The following is a 16215-nucleotide window of genomic DNA, read 5'->3' on the forward strand; positions in this document are numbered from 1 at the left end:
AAACGGTAGCCGAGGAGAGCGTGGCGTAGTATAGTAGAACCATCTCACAGGAAGGCAAACTGTCAACGCAACTCGTGACTACCGCACATAATATAAGGAATTAGTATCTAGGCTTGATACTGGATCATCAAGAACAACAATACTTTCTTCCAAATTGAATCTTTTATCTTTCAGTGATTTCAGAAAATACAGCAAAGCAATAGCCGTCATTTCCCCTTCACTAATATCTTTAGCTGGTTCATCATGTCGCATTATGGTGTATCCAGTTTCATTTATTTTGAGATGAAGTTCTGTATGACCAAGATATTTTCGTAAATCATCGTTTAGTTCTTCTGCAGGTCGACGATGCTCAACAATTTCTCGTTCAATTTCACGGATTTGATTAGAGATCTCCTCTATTTGAAAATTCAATTCTTTTATATCATTTTCAATTGACGAGATATTATTTTTTAGACTTGTATATTCATCAAGATTAAAAGAAACAAAATCCATTTCAAGTGCATTTCTTATATCTATGATTTTTGATTCAAATTCATCGCAAGATCGATTGTGTTTTGCTATTACATTATTAGTATTTTCAACAAAAATATTGATGTCAAGATCAGGGATAGTAGTATCAAGTGAAACCTGTTCAAAAGCACGATTTTTTTTATTTTCTAATTCACTAACTAATCCCTTTAATGCAAAAACTACGGATTTACTTTCCTTGTTCAGATCATTACTCACTTTCTCATATTCGAATTTAAGATCATCATAAAATTCTATAATTTTTGGAGTATTCAAGTTTTCAAGTTCATTAATATTCTTTTCTAGAACTTTAATTTGTTTGTCCAGTTCATTTATTAAATCAGAATACTCACTGCTGAAATGAGATTCTAATCTTGAAATTCTCTTTTCTGAAATTGGTTGATCACAGAAAAGACATTTTTTTGCACTACGTTCCTTGTGAAGCCCAAGTCCATCAAAAATCCATGACGTTAATTGTGAGTCACTTTTTAATGATTCAATCGCACTTGAAACTACCGTTTTGTGAAGTATATCATCAACATCTTTTTTATAATTAATAAGTTTTGGTAAAGTAAAATCAATTTCTTGTATTTTATCTTTTGGTTTATCATGAATACGTTGATGATATTTATTACGAGTTTCCTGATCAATCAGAGATGAGGCTTTGTTATTTAAAATAATCATCTTATCTGCACAAGCTTTAACATCTCTTTTGTCATAAGTATTAAATTTGTTGTCTCCACTTGACCTAAGCATTTCTCGAATATTTCCAGCTTTTTCTGTACAAAACGATTCATATTTTTCCTGAGCCACATTCTTCTCTCTGTTTTTTGTTTCAAGGCTCTTTCTAAAAATATCTAAGTCCTCATTTAGTTTGTCAACTAACTTCTGTTTTTCAACATTTTCCTTACCTAATACTAGTATAGGCGCAACACTTCCTCCTTTTGGGAAAACACTTTCTTCCCTAAATGGTTTATTAAAAACTCGTATTGGCCTCAAAGATTTAGTGAAATCTTCGTTGCTTATATTATATCCATCTATCTTTAAAGTAATATTGCTAAAAGGTGGTTCTTCTTGATTCTCCAACGCTTGAAATATCCGACTTAATGTCGTCTTTCCCGAACCATTCCATCCATATATAAGATTGTACCTCTTGAATTCAGGAAGATTACTAGGCCATGAAAAATTACGGAAAACGAAACAATCTCGCATCAATTTTATTTGATCAATCTTCATTGCCCACCTGAGATATATATAGTTAGATCAACTCAATATTTTCAATAGAATGTTTATGTAAAATTATATTTATTATAAAATAATTAAAAACCAAACACAAATATATATTCCTTCTTTGATACGCTGTATCAGTTTTTTCTATTTGTTCTTTACTATTAATTTCTCCCCAATCTAATGGATCACATCACCTCAAACCCACACCTCCAACCCCTCCCAAAAAAAACATCTCACCGAAACAATTGCCTCACCATCGACGGTAATAATTATCGTTATTAATTTGCTTATCGCGCAATTCCTCGCGCATCACAACAGAGGATGTGAAAATGTGTGGGGAGCATTCAAGGATATGTCCGGACCGCGAAACCGATCGAGGCGGCGCTTTTTGTGGGACTGAGTTGCCGTGCTGCGTCAGCCCTTCGGCTCAAAAATCAAATTCTCGGGATTCATGAGAAACTTGATGTGTCTGCCGTCTATTTCCATTATTTCATGCATCATTTTCTTTTCGCCCGTGGAGCGAATAAGCAGCTTGTCTTTCTGTTTCTTGAGATATTCGTTCAACTCGTCGTAACTGCTTCTGCCTTCAAAAAATGCCGTCAACCGCCTGAACAACTTCGGGAATATGATAACATCATCCTGAATGGTATCCTTGTTCCAAAGCATGAATTCCGGGGTCTTATCCAACGCCCAAATGCCGACCCTCTTTTCCCTGGCTTTTTCCGTGGCGGACGTAAAAGCGGTCAGCAACTCATCCTGCATGGTGCCGTAAAAAGTCGGGTAAACCAGCCCCAGCTCAAGCAGCTTCATGTTGATGCTGTCATCGAGCGGCAGGTCCCCGGCGTCAAGCTCCCGGCCGTCAACAAGATCCACATCAGCAGGAAAAACAAGAGAAATCGGTCTCTCATACATATCAATTGAAGACGCGGCGATAAAACCACTTGAGCCGTCGGAGGCCGACACAATCTTGGTGACAGCTATATTATATATGACATCCTTGATACCGATCATCTCCAGCAGAATTTCAAGTGCGGCCACGCCAAAGGATCGCGGCTGATGCGACTCTTCATAATGAGTTTCCAGAGCGTCTATCGCTTCAAACCTCAGCTGCTTTTTTTCACTTTTTTTCTTGTTTGCATTCTTCCAGGTAAAATAGTCCCAGTGAACAGACTCGTTAGCTTGAAACCGTATTGAATCTCCATCAGGAGAATATCCCTTCACATGGAAGCTTCCCTTGATTATCTTGTACTTCATCATACCCTCCCCATGATGTAAGTCTCACAACAATGAGATTGATCCGCACAGGATGCTGTTTTCTTTGTTACCGCCCGTATGTGACGCCCGGGAATCCCACATCGATGACGCCGCAAGGGGCGGACCCCCATCGGCCCCTCGCCGCGGGCTCGGCCATATATACGGACAAGGTGTGCGGATCGGCACAAAAACCTCCCTCCCAGAGCTCGTCTGTTGGGCTGCGGACACCCGAAGGTCCCCGGTTGAGGACATGGGTGCGGATCATGGTGGTCTTCACGTCCGTATGGCTCAGAATTCCCAAACAGTCCTGATGTTGTAGCCGCTCTTCAGGAGTTGGGTGGCAAAGGAATGATGAGAAGCATGACATGTGGCGCGTCTGGCGAAACCGGCGGCCCCGAGAGGATACACTGCACGGAATACCCCTGACTTTTACATTTATAAACTTATTTTCGCAGGAAAGCAATAAAAAAACATCAATAATAATTAACAGTATCTCTTGCCGTGTGTTCTCTTATTACCGCCTGAACAGGCTGTTTTCCCTCATTGTTCCCTTTCGTTTCTCTTTTTCCAATCCAGCGGTGTCCATCGCCTATTCATATATATCCCTCAATCCCTTCCATCGGAAACACGGTGCAGGAATGTATGTCCTATCTTGACAATAATCATTATCATTATTATAATATATAAAACAATCAAAATCGGCCCTGCGATAACGGCATGAATGTGAAAGAGCCGGGAGCTTGCGACGATATGTCCGGACCACGAAACCATACGATGCGATATCGCCGCCTGGCGGCGGCGGTATCTCTCCTCCTGATTGCGGCCATCGCATTCGGCGGGATAGTTTTTAAAAGAACCCTGGGAAACGCAGGCGATTTTGCCATGACACCGTTCAATGAAAAAATATACGCCCCGGACTTTCCAACAGAGCTCGACTGGCTCAACACCGAGCGCCCCCTCACGATAGACGAGCTCCGGGGGAAGGTGGTGCTGCTGGATTTCTGGACCTACTGCTGCATCAACTGCATCCACGTGATAGGTGACCTGAAGATGCTCGAGGAGAAATACCCCGACGAGCTTGTGGTCATCGGGGTCCATTCGGCCAAGTTCACAGCAGAAGGAGAGACCGATAACATCCGCCAGGCCATCCTCCGCTACGAGATCGAGCACCCGGTCATCAACGACTCGAACATGATCCTTTGGCGGAGCTACGGCGTGCATGCCTGGCCGACGGTGGTGCTCATCGCTCCGGACGGCACCATCGTGGGCTCCCGCTCCGGCGAGGGCGTCTTCGCGGCCCTGGATAGCGTCATCACCCGGGTCATCGAGGACTACGACGCGGTCGGGCTTATCGACCGCTCCCCGATTCCGATGGTGCCTGAATCAATGATGGCAGCCGATACGCCGCTGCTCTTCCCGGGAAAGGTCCTGGCCCATGAGGAATCCGGACGGCTCTTCATCGCCGATTCCAACCACAACCGCATCCTGGTGCTGTCTCTTTCTGATCACTCCCTCATCGACGTCATTGGCGGCGGCACAGACGGATTTACCGACGGAAGTTTTGAGACGGCAACGTTCTTCCACCCCCAGGGGATGGTGGCGGACGGGGATGCCCTCTACATCGCCGATACGGAAAACCACGCCATCAGGAAGGCGGATCTGAACGAGAGAACCGTCGTTACCGTCGCCGGGACCGGGCGGCAGGGATTCAGTGTGAGTGGTGAGGCCGACGCCCTCTCGACGAACCTCAACTCCCCCTGGGACCTGGCCCTCGTGAACGGCACCCTCTACATCGCCATGGCCGGCCCCCACCAGCTCTGGCGGATGGATCTCAACACCGGCCGCATCACCGTCCACGCCGGAAGCGGACGGGAGGGACGGCTTGACGGGAAGCTGTCTTTTGCATCCCTTGCCCAGCCATCGGGGTTGACGACGGACGGGGAAAAGCTCTACTTCGCCGACAGCGAAATCAGCGCGATCCGATCGGCGGACATCGATCCCACAGGGAAAGTCGACACCATTGTGGGGGGTGACCTCTTCGACTTCGGCGATACAGACGGGACCGGCCTCTCCGCCCGCCTCCAGCACCCGTTGGGCGTCGCCTATCACGATCGTGTGCTGTACGTCGCCGACACCTACAACAACAAGATCAAGCGCGTCGACATCGCTGCGCGGACGATCACGACGTTCGCGGGAACCGGGGCGACCGGCGGCTCCGACGGGACTCTTTTCGACGCCACGTTCGACGAGCCGGCGGGCGTCACCTACGCCGACGGACGCCTCTACGTCGCCGACACCAACAACCACCTCATCCGCATCATCGACATCACAAACGACACCGTCTCCACCCTCTCCATCCCGGATATCGCCGCCGCGCACCCCGAAGACTCCCCCGCCGTCGATACCAAGCCGGTCCGCCTGTCTCCCCTGACCACTGGCCCGGGGGAGGGAACCATCACGCTTGTGCTGCCGGAAGGATATACACTGACAGAGTCGGCGCCGTCGTATCTCGACGTCACCCTCGCAGGAAACAACACGCCGAAAACCGCGGACGGCACGGCGGCGGACACCATATCGCTTTCGCCCGAGTCCTTTCCGCTGACCGTGCCCATCGCCCTGACAGGCGGTGAGGATGAGATCATTCTTTCCGGGGCGCTGTATCTGTGCACGGAGGCCGACTCCGGCACGTGCATCTTCGTGGACGTGAACGCGATCATACCCATTATTGTCCGTCCCGACGATCCCCCCGGACGGATCGAGGCATCCCTGGCGCCCGTCTTCCCGGATCTTCCATGATCGAGGATATCCCGGGGCGTCCCTCGCATCCCGGGCCAAACGGCCCCGGGCGCGGCATTCAGGTATATTTCCTTGCATGAACACCGGGTTTCTTCTATACTGAACCCCAACGGTCATATAAAACCGAAAATGATCACCCTCCTTCGTTATCTATGGCGGCGCCATATCAATGACACAAGATACCCGTCCACCGCTCCCAGACCGGATCGTTCGCAGCAGGAGAAAGACCCTCGGCCTCGTCGTGGAGTCGGACGGCACGCTGACGATCCGGGCGCCCCGCTGGGCCGATGACGACATCATCGCCCGGGTCATCACGGAAAAACGGGCGTGGATCGAGAAAAAACAGGACGAGGTGAGAGCGATACAAAGGCTCAATCCGCCGAAAACCTATCAATCGGGAGAGCTGTTCCCGTACCTCGGGGAGGAATGTGAACTTCAGATCGTTCCCGGAAACAAGCGGTTGATACTTAACGACGGCGTCTTCCTCTTGGGGCGGGGCCGTCAGGACGGGGCAAAAAGCACGTTCGAGGCGTGGTATCGCAAGCAGGCGAAATCATACATCCCCTCCCGGGTGTCTCGATTCGCAGACGCATTGGGCCTTTCGTACCGGAGCGTCAAGATAAACGGCGCGAAAAAGCGCTGGGGGTCGTGCAGCAGCACGGGCAACCTGAACTTCACCTGGCGGCTGATGATGGCGCCGGTGGAGATGATCGATTACGTCATTGTCCATGAGCTCTGCCACCTCACCCACCCGAATCACTCCCGGGCGTTCTGGGAGCTTGTCGGGTCGGTGGTGCCCGATTATCGGCGCAAGCGGAGGTGGCTCAGGGAACATACACACCGTTTGAACCTTGACGAAGGGGGGTGCGTATCATGATTTCATTTTTACTCACACTCGTCAATTTTGTACGAAGCATCGTCAATGGTCTGAAAGACCCCGAGTTTCGGGGACTCTTCATCACGCTGCTCGTCACCCTGCTCATCGGATCGCTCTTCTATCACCGCGCCGAAGGCTGGTCGCTGCTCGATTCCCTCTATTTTTCCGTCATCACCCTCTCGACCGTCGGATACGGCGACCTAGCGCCCACGAAAATCGGCTCCAAGATATTTACCATCATGTACATTTTCATGGGGATCGGCATCCTTTTGGGTTTCGTGGATAAAATGTTCCGCGTCCGGTATCAAAAATCCACAGAGACAAAAAAAGCCGCCGGGGCCGAAACATCACATCAGACGGTCAAAGAGACTCCGGCGCCGGGGCGCCCGCACACTGAATCCAACGGCGAAGGAGATTCAGCCGACACACCAAAGAAATAACGGCTGATCACAGCAAACAGCCGGAAAAACGTGCCGCCGAACGACACAGTATCTCATCGGCGTAGAGACAACAGATTTTTTTATACCCATACACCCATATCAGGGAGGTGATTGCATGGCCGACTTTTATTGGGGAAAAATCGCCCTCGTCACCGGCGGTGCGTCGGGCATCGGCAGGGCGCTGGGCGCAGAATTATGCCGTCGGGGGGCGCATGCGATCCTGGCGGATGTGGACATCGAAAGAGCGGAGTTCTGCACGGGTGAGATCAAGAAAACGGGAGGCAGCGCCGAGGCGATGAGCCTGGATGTCACCGACGCAAAACAGGTGCGGACGGCCGTCGAGGAGACCGTCACCCGCCACGGACGGATCGATTACCTCTTCAACAACGCCGGCATCGCGATACTGGGAGACGCGCGGGATATCACCCTGGAGCAGTGGAAGCGGGTGGTCGATGTCGATCTGTGGGGAGTTGTTCACGGCGTCGACGCCGCCTATCCCGTCATGGTGAAACAGGGATTCGGACACATCGTCAATACCGCCTCCATGGCGGGCCTGATCCCCATACCCGCCATCCTCAGCTATACCGCATCGAAACACGCCGTGGTGGGCCTTTCCCTGGCGCTCCGGGTTGAAGCGAGGGACCTGGGAGTCAAAATCAGCGTGGTGTGCCCCGGTTTTGTCAGGACCGAAATATTCGACAACGCCGAGACAACGAACATAAACAGGGACAAACTGCACGAAAAGGTGCCTATCGCCGCCAACGTGGACCGGGCGGCGTGGCGCATCCTCCGGGGAGTGAAAAGAAACCGGGCGGTCATCACGCCGACGCTGGACGGCCGGCCCTTCTGGCGGCTCTATCGGGCCGCTCCCTGGCTGTTCGGACCGATCCTTCGGAACATGGTAGGGGACATGAGGGAACTCAGGAACGAATAATCCAAATCCTTATGTATCAGCATATTTTTATATGGAATGGGACACGGCGGGAAGCACACGGATAGAAATCGTATTCAGACCATCTACTCGTCGTCTATGCCCAGTTTTTTCATCTGGTAGAGCAGCACCTGGCGGGGGATACCGAGCAGCCGGGCCGCGTGGGAACGGTTTCCATCGGTAGTGCGAATCGCCTTTGTGATCAGCTCCCGGGAGACGTTCTCGATGGTTTTCTGGAAATCAATCCCCTCCTCCGGCAGCGATGTCGCCAGCAGGGGGTCATCGCCGCCGGTGCGGGATTCCATGTCGGGGCCGGATAGGGTGAGATGTTTCGGCTCAACAACCTCTCCGTCACAGACGATCACCGCACGCTCAATGACGTTTCTCAACTCCCGGATATTTCCGGGCCAGTGATATTCCTCGAGGCTCGCGACCGCTTCATCCGAGATGTCCGTCACCTTCCGCTTGAGACGCTTGGCGCATTCCTCCAAAAACGCCCGGGCGAATAACTCGATATCCTGGCGTCTTTCCACCAGCCCAGGCAGGGAAAACTCCACGACCTTGAGCCGATAGTAGAGATCGTTTCGAAACTCCCCCGCTTCCACCGCCCGGCCGAGATCCTTGTTTGTGGCGGCGATGATACGAATATCAAGAGTAATGTCCCTGGTTCCGCCCACCCGCTTGAAAGTCATGCTGTCGAGAAACTTGAGGAGCTTCGCCTGAAGCAGCATCGACATATCCCCGATTTCATCGAGGAATATGGTCCCCCCCGCCGCCAGCTCGAACTGCCCCTGCTTTCTGATCCGCGCGTCGGTAAACGCCCCCGGCTCGTATCCAAAGAGCTCCGACTCCATCAGGTTTTCCGGTATCGCCGCGCAGTTTATTTCGACAAACGGCGCCTCGCCGCGATTTGACCGGTAATGGATGAACCTGGCCAGAAACTCCTTCCCGGTCCCGGAATCTCCCTGAATGAGAATCGTGGTTGAATCGGAGCGGGCCACCGACAGGGCATTGCGATATATCTCCATTACCCCCTTGGAGCGACCCACAAGGTAGTTGAAACTGTATTTCTTTCGATCCTGCTCCCGGAGAAATTCGATCTCTCGGATCAGGTGAATGTTTTTCAGGTTTTTCTCCACCGTCAAAAGCAGTTGTTCTTCACCGGCGGGCTTGGTAAGGTAATCGACGGCCCCCGCCTTCATGGTCTCTATGACCGACTTCACCGAACCGTATCCGGTGAGCATCACCACCTGGGTTTCATCGCATCCCTCGTGAATCCGACGCAGAACATCCAGTCCGCTCATGTCCGGCAGCATCAGGTCCAAGAGCACCAGGTCCGGTTGAATCCGAGCCGCCAGATCCAGGCCCCGGGCTCCGGTCAGTGCGGTATGAACCTCGTACCCCTTTCCCTCAAGCAACCGGGTGAGGATGTTAACAATATTCACCTCGTCATCGATGACGAGAATGACGTATTTCATTGCACTCTGTCTCATAGCGCCGGACCATCGTTTGTGACTTTATTATAGTGGTTTTACGGCCTGTTTGTCCATTGTTTTGATTCCGGGAGGGTGAAAAAAAAGGCGAAAAAGCTTTTACTCTTTGTCCGGGGTAACGACACACACATCAGAGGTGTTTTATAAAACGGAAAGATGAAAACAGGATCGTGAGAACTCCGAATCACGTCGTCTATTCATTGATGACGACGACAAAACCGGCGTCGGTGAATATACGAGAAATCCTTTCAAGTCGGTCTTCGGAAAGGATACCCATGTCTCGATAGAGGTCCGCTCTCCCCACCTTTTCGTACTTGCTCTTGGCCATTGTGTTGTACGGCATACAATGGACCGGCCCGGTATATTCGACGGATGACAGAAATCGTGCGTTGGAGTGGATCGAATCGTCATCCGCGTTGAAGCCGGGAATGATTGGTATCCGGGGAATGATCCGCGATGAACCGGAAAGGGTGAGGATTGACGTGAAATTGTCGATTATTTTTTCAATCCCGACGCCGGTCATCTCCCGGTGACGACTCGTATCGAGGGACTTGATATCGAAGAGAAACAGGTCCACAAGCTCATCGAGCGGCCGCACCAGCGACGCATCGAAGAAGCCGCAGGTTTCAAGGGCGGTATGGATACCGTGATGTTTGAGCGCGGTCAGCACCTCCACCAGGAAGATCGGCTGCATGGTGGCCTCCCCCCCGGAGACGGTCACACCGCCCCCGGAATCCTCATAAAAGGGAAGATCCACCAGCACCTCCCGGAGCACATCGTCCGTCGAGAGAGACCCTCCGATGACTTCCAGCGCCCCCGACGGGCACGCATCCACGCACCTCCCGCATACCCGACACGTGGACGAGTCCCGAAAAAGCGCCCCGTCGACGACGGCAACGGCGCCCGCGGGGCAGACGTCCCGGCACGTACCGCACCCGGTACACACCGACGGGAGATACCCGATCTCAGGTTTCTTTTTCCATGACTCGGGATTATGACACCAGGCGCAGCGGAGGGGGCATCCCTTGAAAAAAACCGTTGTGCGGATGCCCGGCCCGTCGTAAATGGAATAGTGGGCGATGTCGAAGACGATACCGGAAGTCACGCGTCCACCTCCCAGGCTACATGCGGTGTTCGGAGCGGGAGATGATCTCGTCCTGGATTTCTTTCCCCAAATCCACGAAGTACGCGCTGTATCCCCCCACCTTCACGATCAGCCCCCGGTACTGCTCGGGATCGTCCTGATCCGCTCGGAGCATTTCCGTGGACGCCACGGTGGGCTGCACCTGCTCTCCGCCCAGCCGGAAGTACGTCTTCAAGAGAGATATGTACTTTCTCCTGGTCTCGACCGTCTCGCCGATGGCCGAGGGGTGGAGCCTCACGTTCACGGCGCACCCCAGCACGTGGGAAAAATCGAGGGCCGCCACTGACCTCAGCACCCCGGTCAGCCCCCGGGTGTCCACATTGCAGGGATTGCAGCTTGCGGCATAGGGTTTTGCCGCCCGGCGACCATCCGGCGTGGCCAGGGACACCCGGCCGTCGTAGGTGTGTGAGGTCATGCTGTTTATGAACGGGGCGTACGGCCCCCCCTTGAACGTACGGTGCCTGTAGATCTCCCGGAAAAGCCGGAGGGTCAACCGGTGGGCCAGCTCGTCGGACTCCGCCTCCCCGTTGCCCCATTTGCCGGGCACCTCCTGTATCTTCTCCAGGATATCCTCGTATCCGGTGAAATTGTGATCTGTCGCCTCGAGGATATCCTACACCGTCATGATCCTCTCTTCATACACCAGCTTTTTGATGACATAGAGGGAATCGACCACGTTGGCGATGCTGTTCATGAAGAGAATCCCCTCGAGGTCATACAACGCGCCCCCGGCGGTGACGTCCCGTCTCTTTTCAAGACACCCCCCCATGAAGGCCGAGATATACGGCGCCGGGAGCTTTTCCGCATAGAGCCGATCCCGGATCTGCGTGGCGCGGACGATCAGCTCGATCATGTTGACGGCCTGGGAGATAAACGCCTCATACAGCTCGTCAAAGGTTGTAAAGGTGTCGGGATCGCCGGTTTTCAGTCCCACACCCGTAACCGTTCCGACCAGGGTCCGGGAGTCGCCGTTTCTCAGGGTGATATCCAGGATACGGGCCATGAGCAGCGCGGAAAAGCCGATGCCGCCGGTCCTCCCCGGGGCGCACATGTCCACACACCCGGTAATGGCGTAGCCGTTGGCATCCCGATCGGTGAAGTCCCGCCGCTTCATGGCCTCGATGGAGACTTGATCGTTCATGAGGGAAATGCTTGACGTCCCCCGATAATGAAGATCGGCCACCTTCAGGTAGAGGTTCTCCGGGGTTTCGTCGTGGAGGCGCACCACCACATTTAGGGCGGTCTTCGAGCGGTGGGCCGCCTCGAGAATCAGGTGGGTCAGCTCGTTCTCAGCATCTTTCCCGTCCGGCGTCAATCCCCCCAGGGTCACCGGCTCCGACCCCTCGAATCGCTGGCCGAAATCCCCGTAGTAATTCGAATCCGGCCGCATGTTATGGGTCATCACCTTGAGCAGCAGTTCCTCGAGAAGCTCCCGGGCCTCATCCCGGGTGATGCGCCCCTCACGGAGGTCCGCCTCGTAATAAGGGAAGAAGTACTGGTCGAGCCGTCCCGGAGCGTGGACATTGAAGGGCACCGCCAGCTCTCTACCGCCGTCTTGACCGTCCAGTAGGACTGTACCGCCTCCCGGAAGGTGCGGGCGGGCCTGAGCGGCGCCCACTCGCAGGCCTCGAGCATGCCCACGATGATTCGCCTCCTCTCGGGGTCCGTCTCCCTATCCAGCTCCCTTTTCAACGCCTCCGCCAGGCGCCGGGCGTAGGTGATCACCCCCTCCAGGGCGATATCCACGGAAGTCAGAAACTCCATCGCCTCCCGATCCCCGTTCGTCAGGGAATCCTTAACCCGCCAGACCTCATCCTGCATGGATAAAAGCCCCTTCTTGATGGGGGTCTCATGGTCGAGGATCAAATGCCCCTGCCAGACGCCGATCGCCGCCCCCAGCGATATCACGATGTCCTTTCTGGACGTGGTGGCGGGGAGCGCGGCGGCGAACATCTCCATGTCCCCGGCATAGATCCGCTCGTCCGTGATCCTCCTCTGAAGCTCCTCCGCAATGGTCTTCCCCCGCCAGTACGGCAGGATCCCCCCCAGCAGGAGCTTTTTGTCCTTCCGGGAGATGGCGCAGGGATTAACCCGCCTTTTCTGCATGGGGGTGGTGCCGATGGAGGGCATGGCGGCGCCCACCCTGCTTGACTCGGTGATGCTCCCGATCAGGGCCCTGAGGCCGTAGCGGCGCAGCATATATGCAAGGAAGGTGATGTTCTGTCCGACGATGGAGCGGATCATGCTCCAGAGCCCCAGCTCCACCTCGAACACCCGGTTGAAGAGCCCCTTTTCCACATCGATCGGGACCCCGAGGAAAAATTCCGTCCAGGAGCCGACGATGCGATCGTCGGGATCGATGGTGATGTCCATCCGCTCAAACACCCTTCTTACGGCTTGGGCGACGCGGACGTTTTGGGAAAGGTCACTCGCTTCCGTCTCCCGCCACGATTCGGTGTAATACTTCGCCCGCTGGATTGAAATATGGGCCACATCACTCAGGTAACGGGTCCTCATCCGAGTGATTCGCTCGCTCGCCTCGTCGTTGTTCTTCATGCCCTCCCCCGTCTCCCTCTCAACAGGATACACACAGACTCTCAGGTAAGCTCACTGTCCGGCGGCGGGATACTTCCCGCCGCCGGGGAAGGATCGCTTAAATCCACTTGAGGATGCCGGCACACACGAACATCAACACGAAGTTGAGGGCAAAAAGTCCGCCGATGACGATCTTCTGGGTCTTCGGCTTCCAGTCCACCGAATACATGCCGACAACCCAAAACGGGATGTAGACGAAGATGAACACCGTCAGGGCGTTCCACCAGGGATAGACCCAGTGAAACGCCGGGGTCTTGGCCAGGAATATCTCGAAGACGGAGAAGAACGCCGCGTTCAGGATTGCGATGAAAAGCCTGTTGGGTATCCCCAGGATCTTGACCTTCGGATCCTCGGGCAGAATCTTCGAGAACATCAGGCCCGCCACCGAGAACATGAGGCTCAGCTCCGCGCCCACGCCGACGAGAATTAAAAATCCCGTTCCGGTGGGCACCGTCCAGAGGGCGTGGCCGGAAAAATGCTGTATCAGGGCGTTGATGATCTCAGCCAGCCAGTGCACCATGTACAGAGACAGTCCCGCCACAACGGCCTTCCAGTTCTTGTGCTGGATTTCGTTGAAATAAAAATAGAACACGCAGGCAAGCAGCGTAATGATATACCACTGGAAGGGATCTCCGCTCCGCAGAATATCGAGAGCCTGCTGTGTCAACTCCGGATGATTCAGATTCGTTGAAAACATTGAACATACCTCCTTTTTTATACATATATTGTAACGGCATTCGACCCGTCACACAAAGACAGTGTATTCTTTCGGAGACGCCGCCCCCCGAACGCCCATCTCCATACCCCGGGAGGCGACTCTCTCATGTTTTATCGGTGCGGTTTTCAATATCCCGGATCATGTCCCTGTGCATATCCGCATTTATGGGAAACAGAGCAATGAAGATGCTCCCTATCACGAGCAGCGCCGCGGGGATGAGGGTCAACAGCACCCTGATGCCCATCAGCGATTGGTCCGTCTGCTCGATGTTGGGGATATATCCCACAAAATTGAGAACAATACCGGAGATGAACATCGCCAGGGCCGCGGGATACTTCTGGCCGAAGAAAAACGCCCCGTAGATAACCCCCTCCCGGCGGAGGCCCTGTTTCCACTCGGAATACTCCACCGTGTCCGGCACCATCGCCCAGGGACACAACCAGTTGGTAGCCATACCGAAGGCGCCCAGGAAGAACAGGAACAGCGTCAGGTAGACGTTTATTTCACCGAAGAAGAATAACAGCACCAGCACGCCGGCAAAGCTCAGCATCCCCAGGTTATAGGTGATTTTTTTACCGATCTTCTTCGTCAGATAGACGGAAAACGGCATAAAGAGAATTGCCGTCACGAACAGGCAGAGAAACGCCACCGGGATCATGGACTCGTTGTTGAGATTGTACTTGAAGTAGTAATTGACCACCGCCGCGGTGGTCAACACCGCCGTCAGGTTGATGGATGTGCCGAAAAAGAGAATGATCAGCGGCTTGTTGCCCCCGATCACCTTCAGGCTCTCTTTTACGGTCATATGTTCCGTGGTCTCTTGCCCTCCCCGTTCTTTGACGCTGGCGAATGTGATGAGGATTACCGCCGCCACAACGGCGCCGTACAGGATCCCTGTCATGCGAAAGCCGATCAGCTTGTCCTCTCCCCCAAACAGGCCCACCAGGGGAAGCGTCGCTCCGGCGGCGATCAGCGCGCCGAAGATGGCGAAAGACATCCGATACCCGGTCAACACCGATCGCTCGTCAGTATCCTGTGTCAAGTTCGCGGTCAGGGCGCTGTAGGGAACGTTATTGATGGTGATGATGGTACAGAACAGCACGAACACCACCAGGGCATAGACCACCCGGAGGGCATGACTTTCGATATCCGGCCCGTAAAACAGCGCACACACCGCCAATCCCAGGGGGATGGCGCCGAACAGCAGATAGGGGCGCTTGCTCCCCCAGCGGCTTCTCGTCCGATCGCTTATATGGCCCATCATCGGATCGCTGATCGCGTCCCACAGCTTGGATACCAACATGATCGTTCCCGCCGCCGCCGCGTTTATGAGAAACGTATCGGTGAAGAAGATGAGTAAATAGAGCGCCGTCGTCTGGTAGGCCAGATTGAACGCAAAATCTCCGACTCCATAACCGAGTTTCCCGCCGACGGTCAGGGTCCGTGCACCATCCGGATCTTTCATGATACCACCGTAAAAGAGGTTAATAGAATTATCTTCGCAGAACTTTTCACATACACCCAAGGAACACTCGGGCGGGCCGTTCCCTATTCGCCGACGCAGATATCGGCGGCCGCCTCTCGAGACGATCCCGCCAGCACCCCATCGAACAGGGTTGAGAGCCCCGCTTGGATCATCTCCTCCAGGCCAATACCGGCGACCCGAAGGTTATCCCGCTCCTGCATCAGGATCATCCCGTCCATCATCGCCCAGAAGACCATACCCGCCGCAAACGGATCGACCTTGCGGCACTCTCCCTTCTCTATCCCCTCGGTGAAGATATTCTCGATGAGCTTCAGGATCGACAGAGTCTTTTCATCTATAAGCCGGCCAATCTCGCTTTCCTGCTCCCGCAGCTCGTCCTGCCCCTCCAGGACCATCAGGGCGATGAAATTGAAGTATTCCTTATACGTGCGATAGAAATCCAGGTAGGCACGAGCGGCGGCGAATATTTTATCGCCGACGGAAAGGGTCCGATCGGCGATTGCTTCCGAAAGCATTCCCGTCAGGATATCGATCCCCTCGTCCTGGAAGGACTTGTAAAGTTCGCTCTTCGCGGAAAAATAGAGATAAAACGTTCCGGTGCCGACGCCCGCCTTTTCCGTAATCATCTCTATGGTGGTGCCGTGATAGCCGTGACGCATGAACAGCTCCCGGGCGGCGTCCAGCAGCATGAGCCGACGCCGTTGTTTGTCTCTTTGCTTCCTCGCCCTCAGTGGAATCTTCATA

Annotated in this window: 13 protein-coding genes; 4 read left to right on the forward strand and 9 right to left on the reverse strand. The window is 53.8% G+C overall.

Annotated features, from left to right (window positions below; genetic code table 11):
* Positions 1 to 78: 78 nt before the first annotated feature.
* Both JW885_01330 and JW885_01335 read right to left on the reverse strand, forming a co-directional pair.
* Positions 79 to 1743, reverse strand: coding sequence for an AAA family ATPase (locus tag JW885_01330; protein ID MBN1880788.1), 1665 nt, complete (start codon positions 1741 to 1743; stop codon positions 79 to 81).
* A 408-nt stretch (positions 1744 to 2151) separates the two neighbouring features.
* Complete coding sequence (locus JW885_01335) at positions 2152 to 2991, reverse strand: thermonuclease family protein (GenBank protein MBN1880789.1); 840 nt, start codon at positions 2989 to 2991, stop codon at positions 2152 to 2154.
* 882 nt (positions 2992 to 3873) lie between these two features.
* Between JW885_01335 and JW885_01340 the strand changes: the two genes are divergently transcribed.
* From JW885_01340 to JW885_01355, 4 genes are all read left to right on the forward strand, one after another.
* Positions 3874 to 5787, forward strand: coding sequence for a redoxin domain-containing protein (locus JW885_01340; protein MBN1880790.1), 1914 nt, complete (start codon positions 3874 to 3876; stop codon positions 5785 to 5787).
* A 169-nt stretch (positions 5788 to 5956) separates the two neighbouring features.
* A complete protein-coding gene (locus JW885_01345) occupies positions 5957 to 6664 on the forward strand; it encodes a M48 family metallopeptidase (protein MBN1880791.1) in 708 nt (235 codons plus the stop codon).
* Positions 6661 to 7104 (forward strand): two pore domain potassium channel family protein, encoded by a 444-nt coding sequence (locus tag JW885_01350; protein ID MBN1880792.1) that lies wholly within the window; start codon positions 6661 to 6663, stop codon positions 7102 to 7104. Before JW885_01345 ends, JW885_01350 begins: the two co-directional genes overlap by 4 nt.
* Positions 7105 to 7219: 115 nt before the next feature.
* Positions 7220 to 8038 carry an SDR family oxidoreductase gene (locus JW885_01355; GenBank protein MBN1880793.1) on the forward strand — a complete coding sequence of 273 codons (819 nt, stop codon included), beginning with the start codon at positions 7220 to 7222 and terminating at the stop codon, positions 8036 to 8038.
* A gap of 83 nt (positions 8039 to 8121) precedes the next feature.
* Here JW885_01355 and JW885_01360 read toward each other — a convergent pair whose 3' ends face one another.
* The 7 genes from JW885_01360 to JW885_01390 all read right to left on the reverse strand — a co-directional run bounded on the left by JW885_01360 (position 8122) and on the right by JW885_01390 (position 16214).
* A complete protein-coding gene (locus JW885_01360) occupies positions 8122 to 9513 on the reverse strand; it encodes a sigma-54-dependent Fis family transcriptional regulator (GenBank protein MBN1880794.1) in 1392 nt (463 codons plus the stop codon).
* Positions 9514 to 9721: 208 nt separating this feature from the next.
* Positions 9722 to 10633 carry a glycyl-radical enzyme activating protein gene (locus JW885_01365; protein ID MBN1880795.1) on the reverse strand — a complete coding sequence of 304 codons (912 nt, stop codon included), beginning with the start codon at positions 10631 to 10633 and terminating at the stop codon, positions 9722 to 9724.
* 16 nt (positions 10634 to 10649) lie between these two features.
* Entirely contained in the window at positions 10650 to 11219 is a 570-nt protein-coding gene (locus JW885_01370) for a hypothetical protein (protein MBN1880796.1), read from the reverse strand.
* 854 nt (positions 11220 to 12073) lie between these two features.
* The gene (locus JW885_01375; GenBank protein MBN1880797.1) at positions 12074 to 13228 is read right to left on the reverse strand and encodes a hypothetical protein; all 1155 of its coding nucleotides are present in this window, start codon (positions 13226 to 13228) and stop codon (positions 12074 to 12076) included.
* A gap of 97 nt (positions 13229 to 13325) precedes the next feature.
* Positions 13326 to 13964, reverse strand: coding sequence for a hypothetical protein (locus JW885_01380; GenBank protein ID MBN1880798.1), 639 nt, complete (start codon positions 13962 to 13964; stop codon positions 13326 to 13328).
* A gap of 124 nt (positions 13965 to 14088) precedes the next feature.
* Positions 14089 to 15450 (reverse strand): MFS transporter, encoded by a 1362-nt coding sequence (locus JW885_01385; GenBank protein ID MBN1880799.1) that lies wholly within the window; start codon positions 15448 to 15450, stop codon positions 14089 to 14091.
* A gap of 83 nt (positions 15451 to 15533) precedes the next feature.
* A complete protein-coding gene (locus JW885_01390; protein ID MBN1880800.1) occupies positions 15534 to 16214 on the reverse strand; it encodes a TetR/AcrR family transcriptional regulator in 681 nt (226 codons plus the stop codon).
* Position 16215 lies beyond the last annotated feature (1 nt).

The sequence above is a fragment of the Candidatus Zymogenaceae bacterium genome (genome assembly GCA_016931225.1).
Lineage (GTDB): Bacteria > Desulfobacterota > Zymogenia > Zymogenales > Zymogenaceae > JAFGFE01.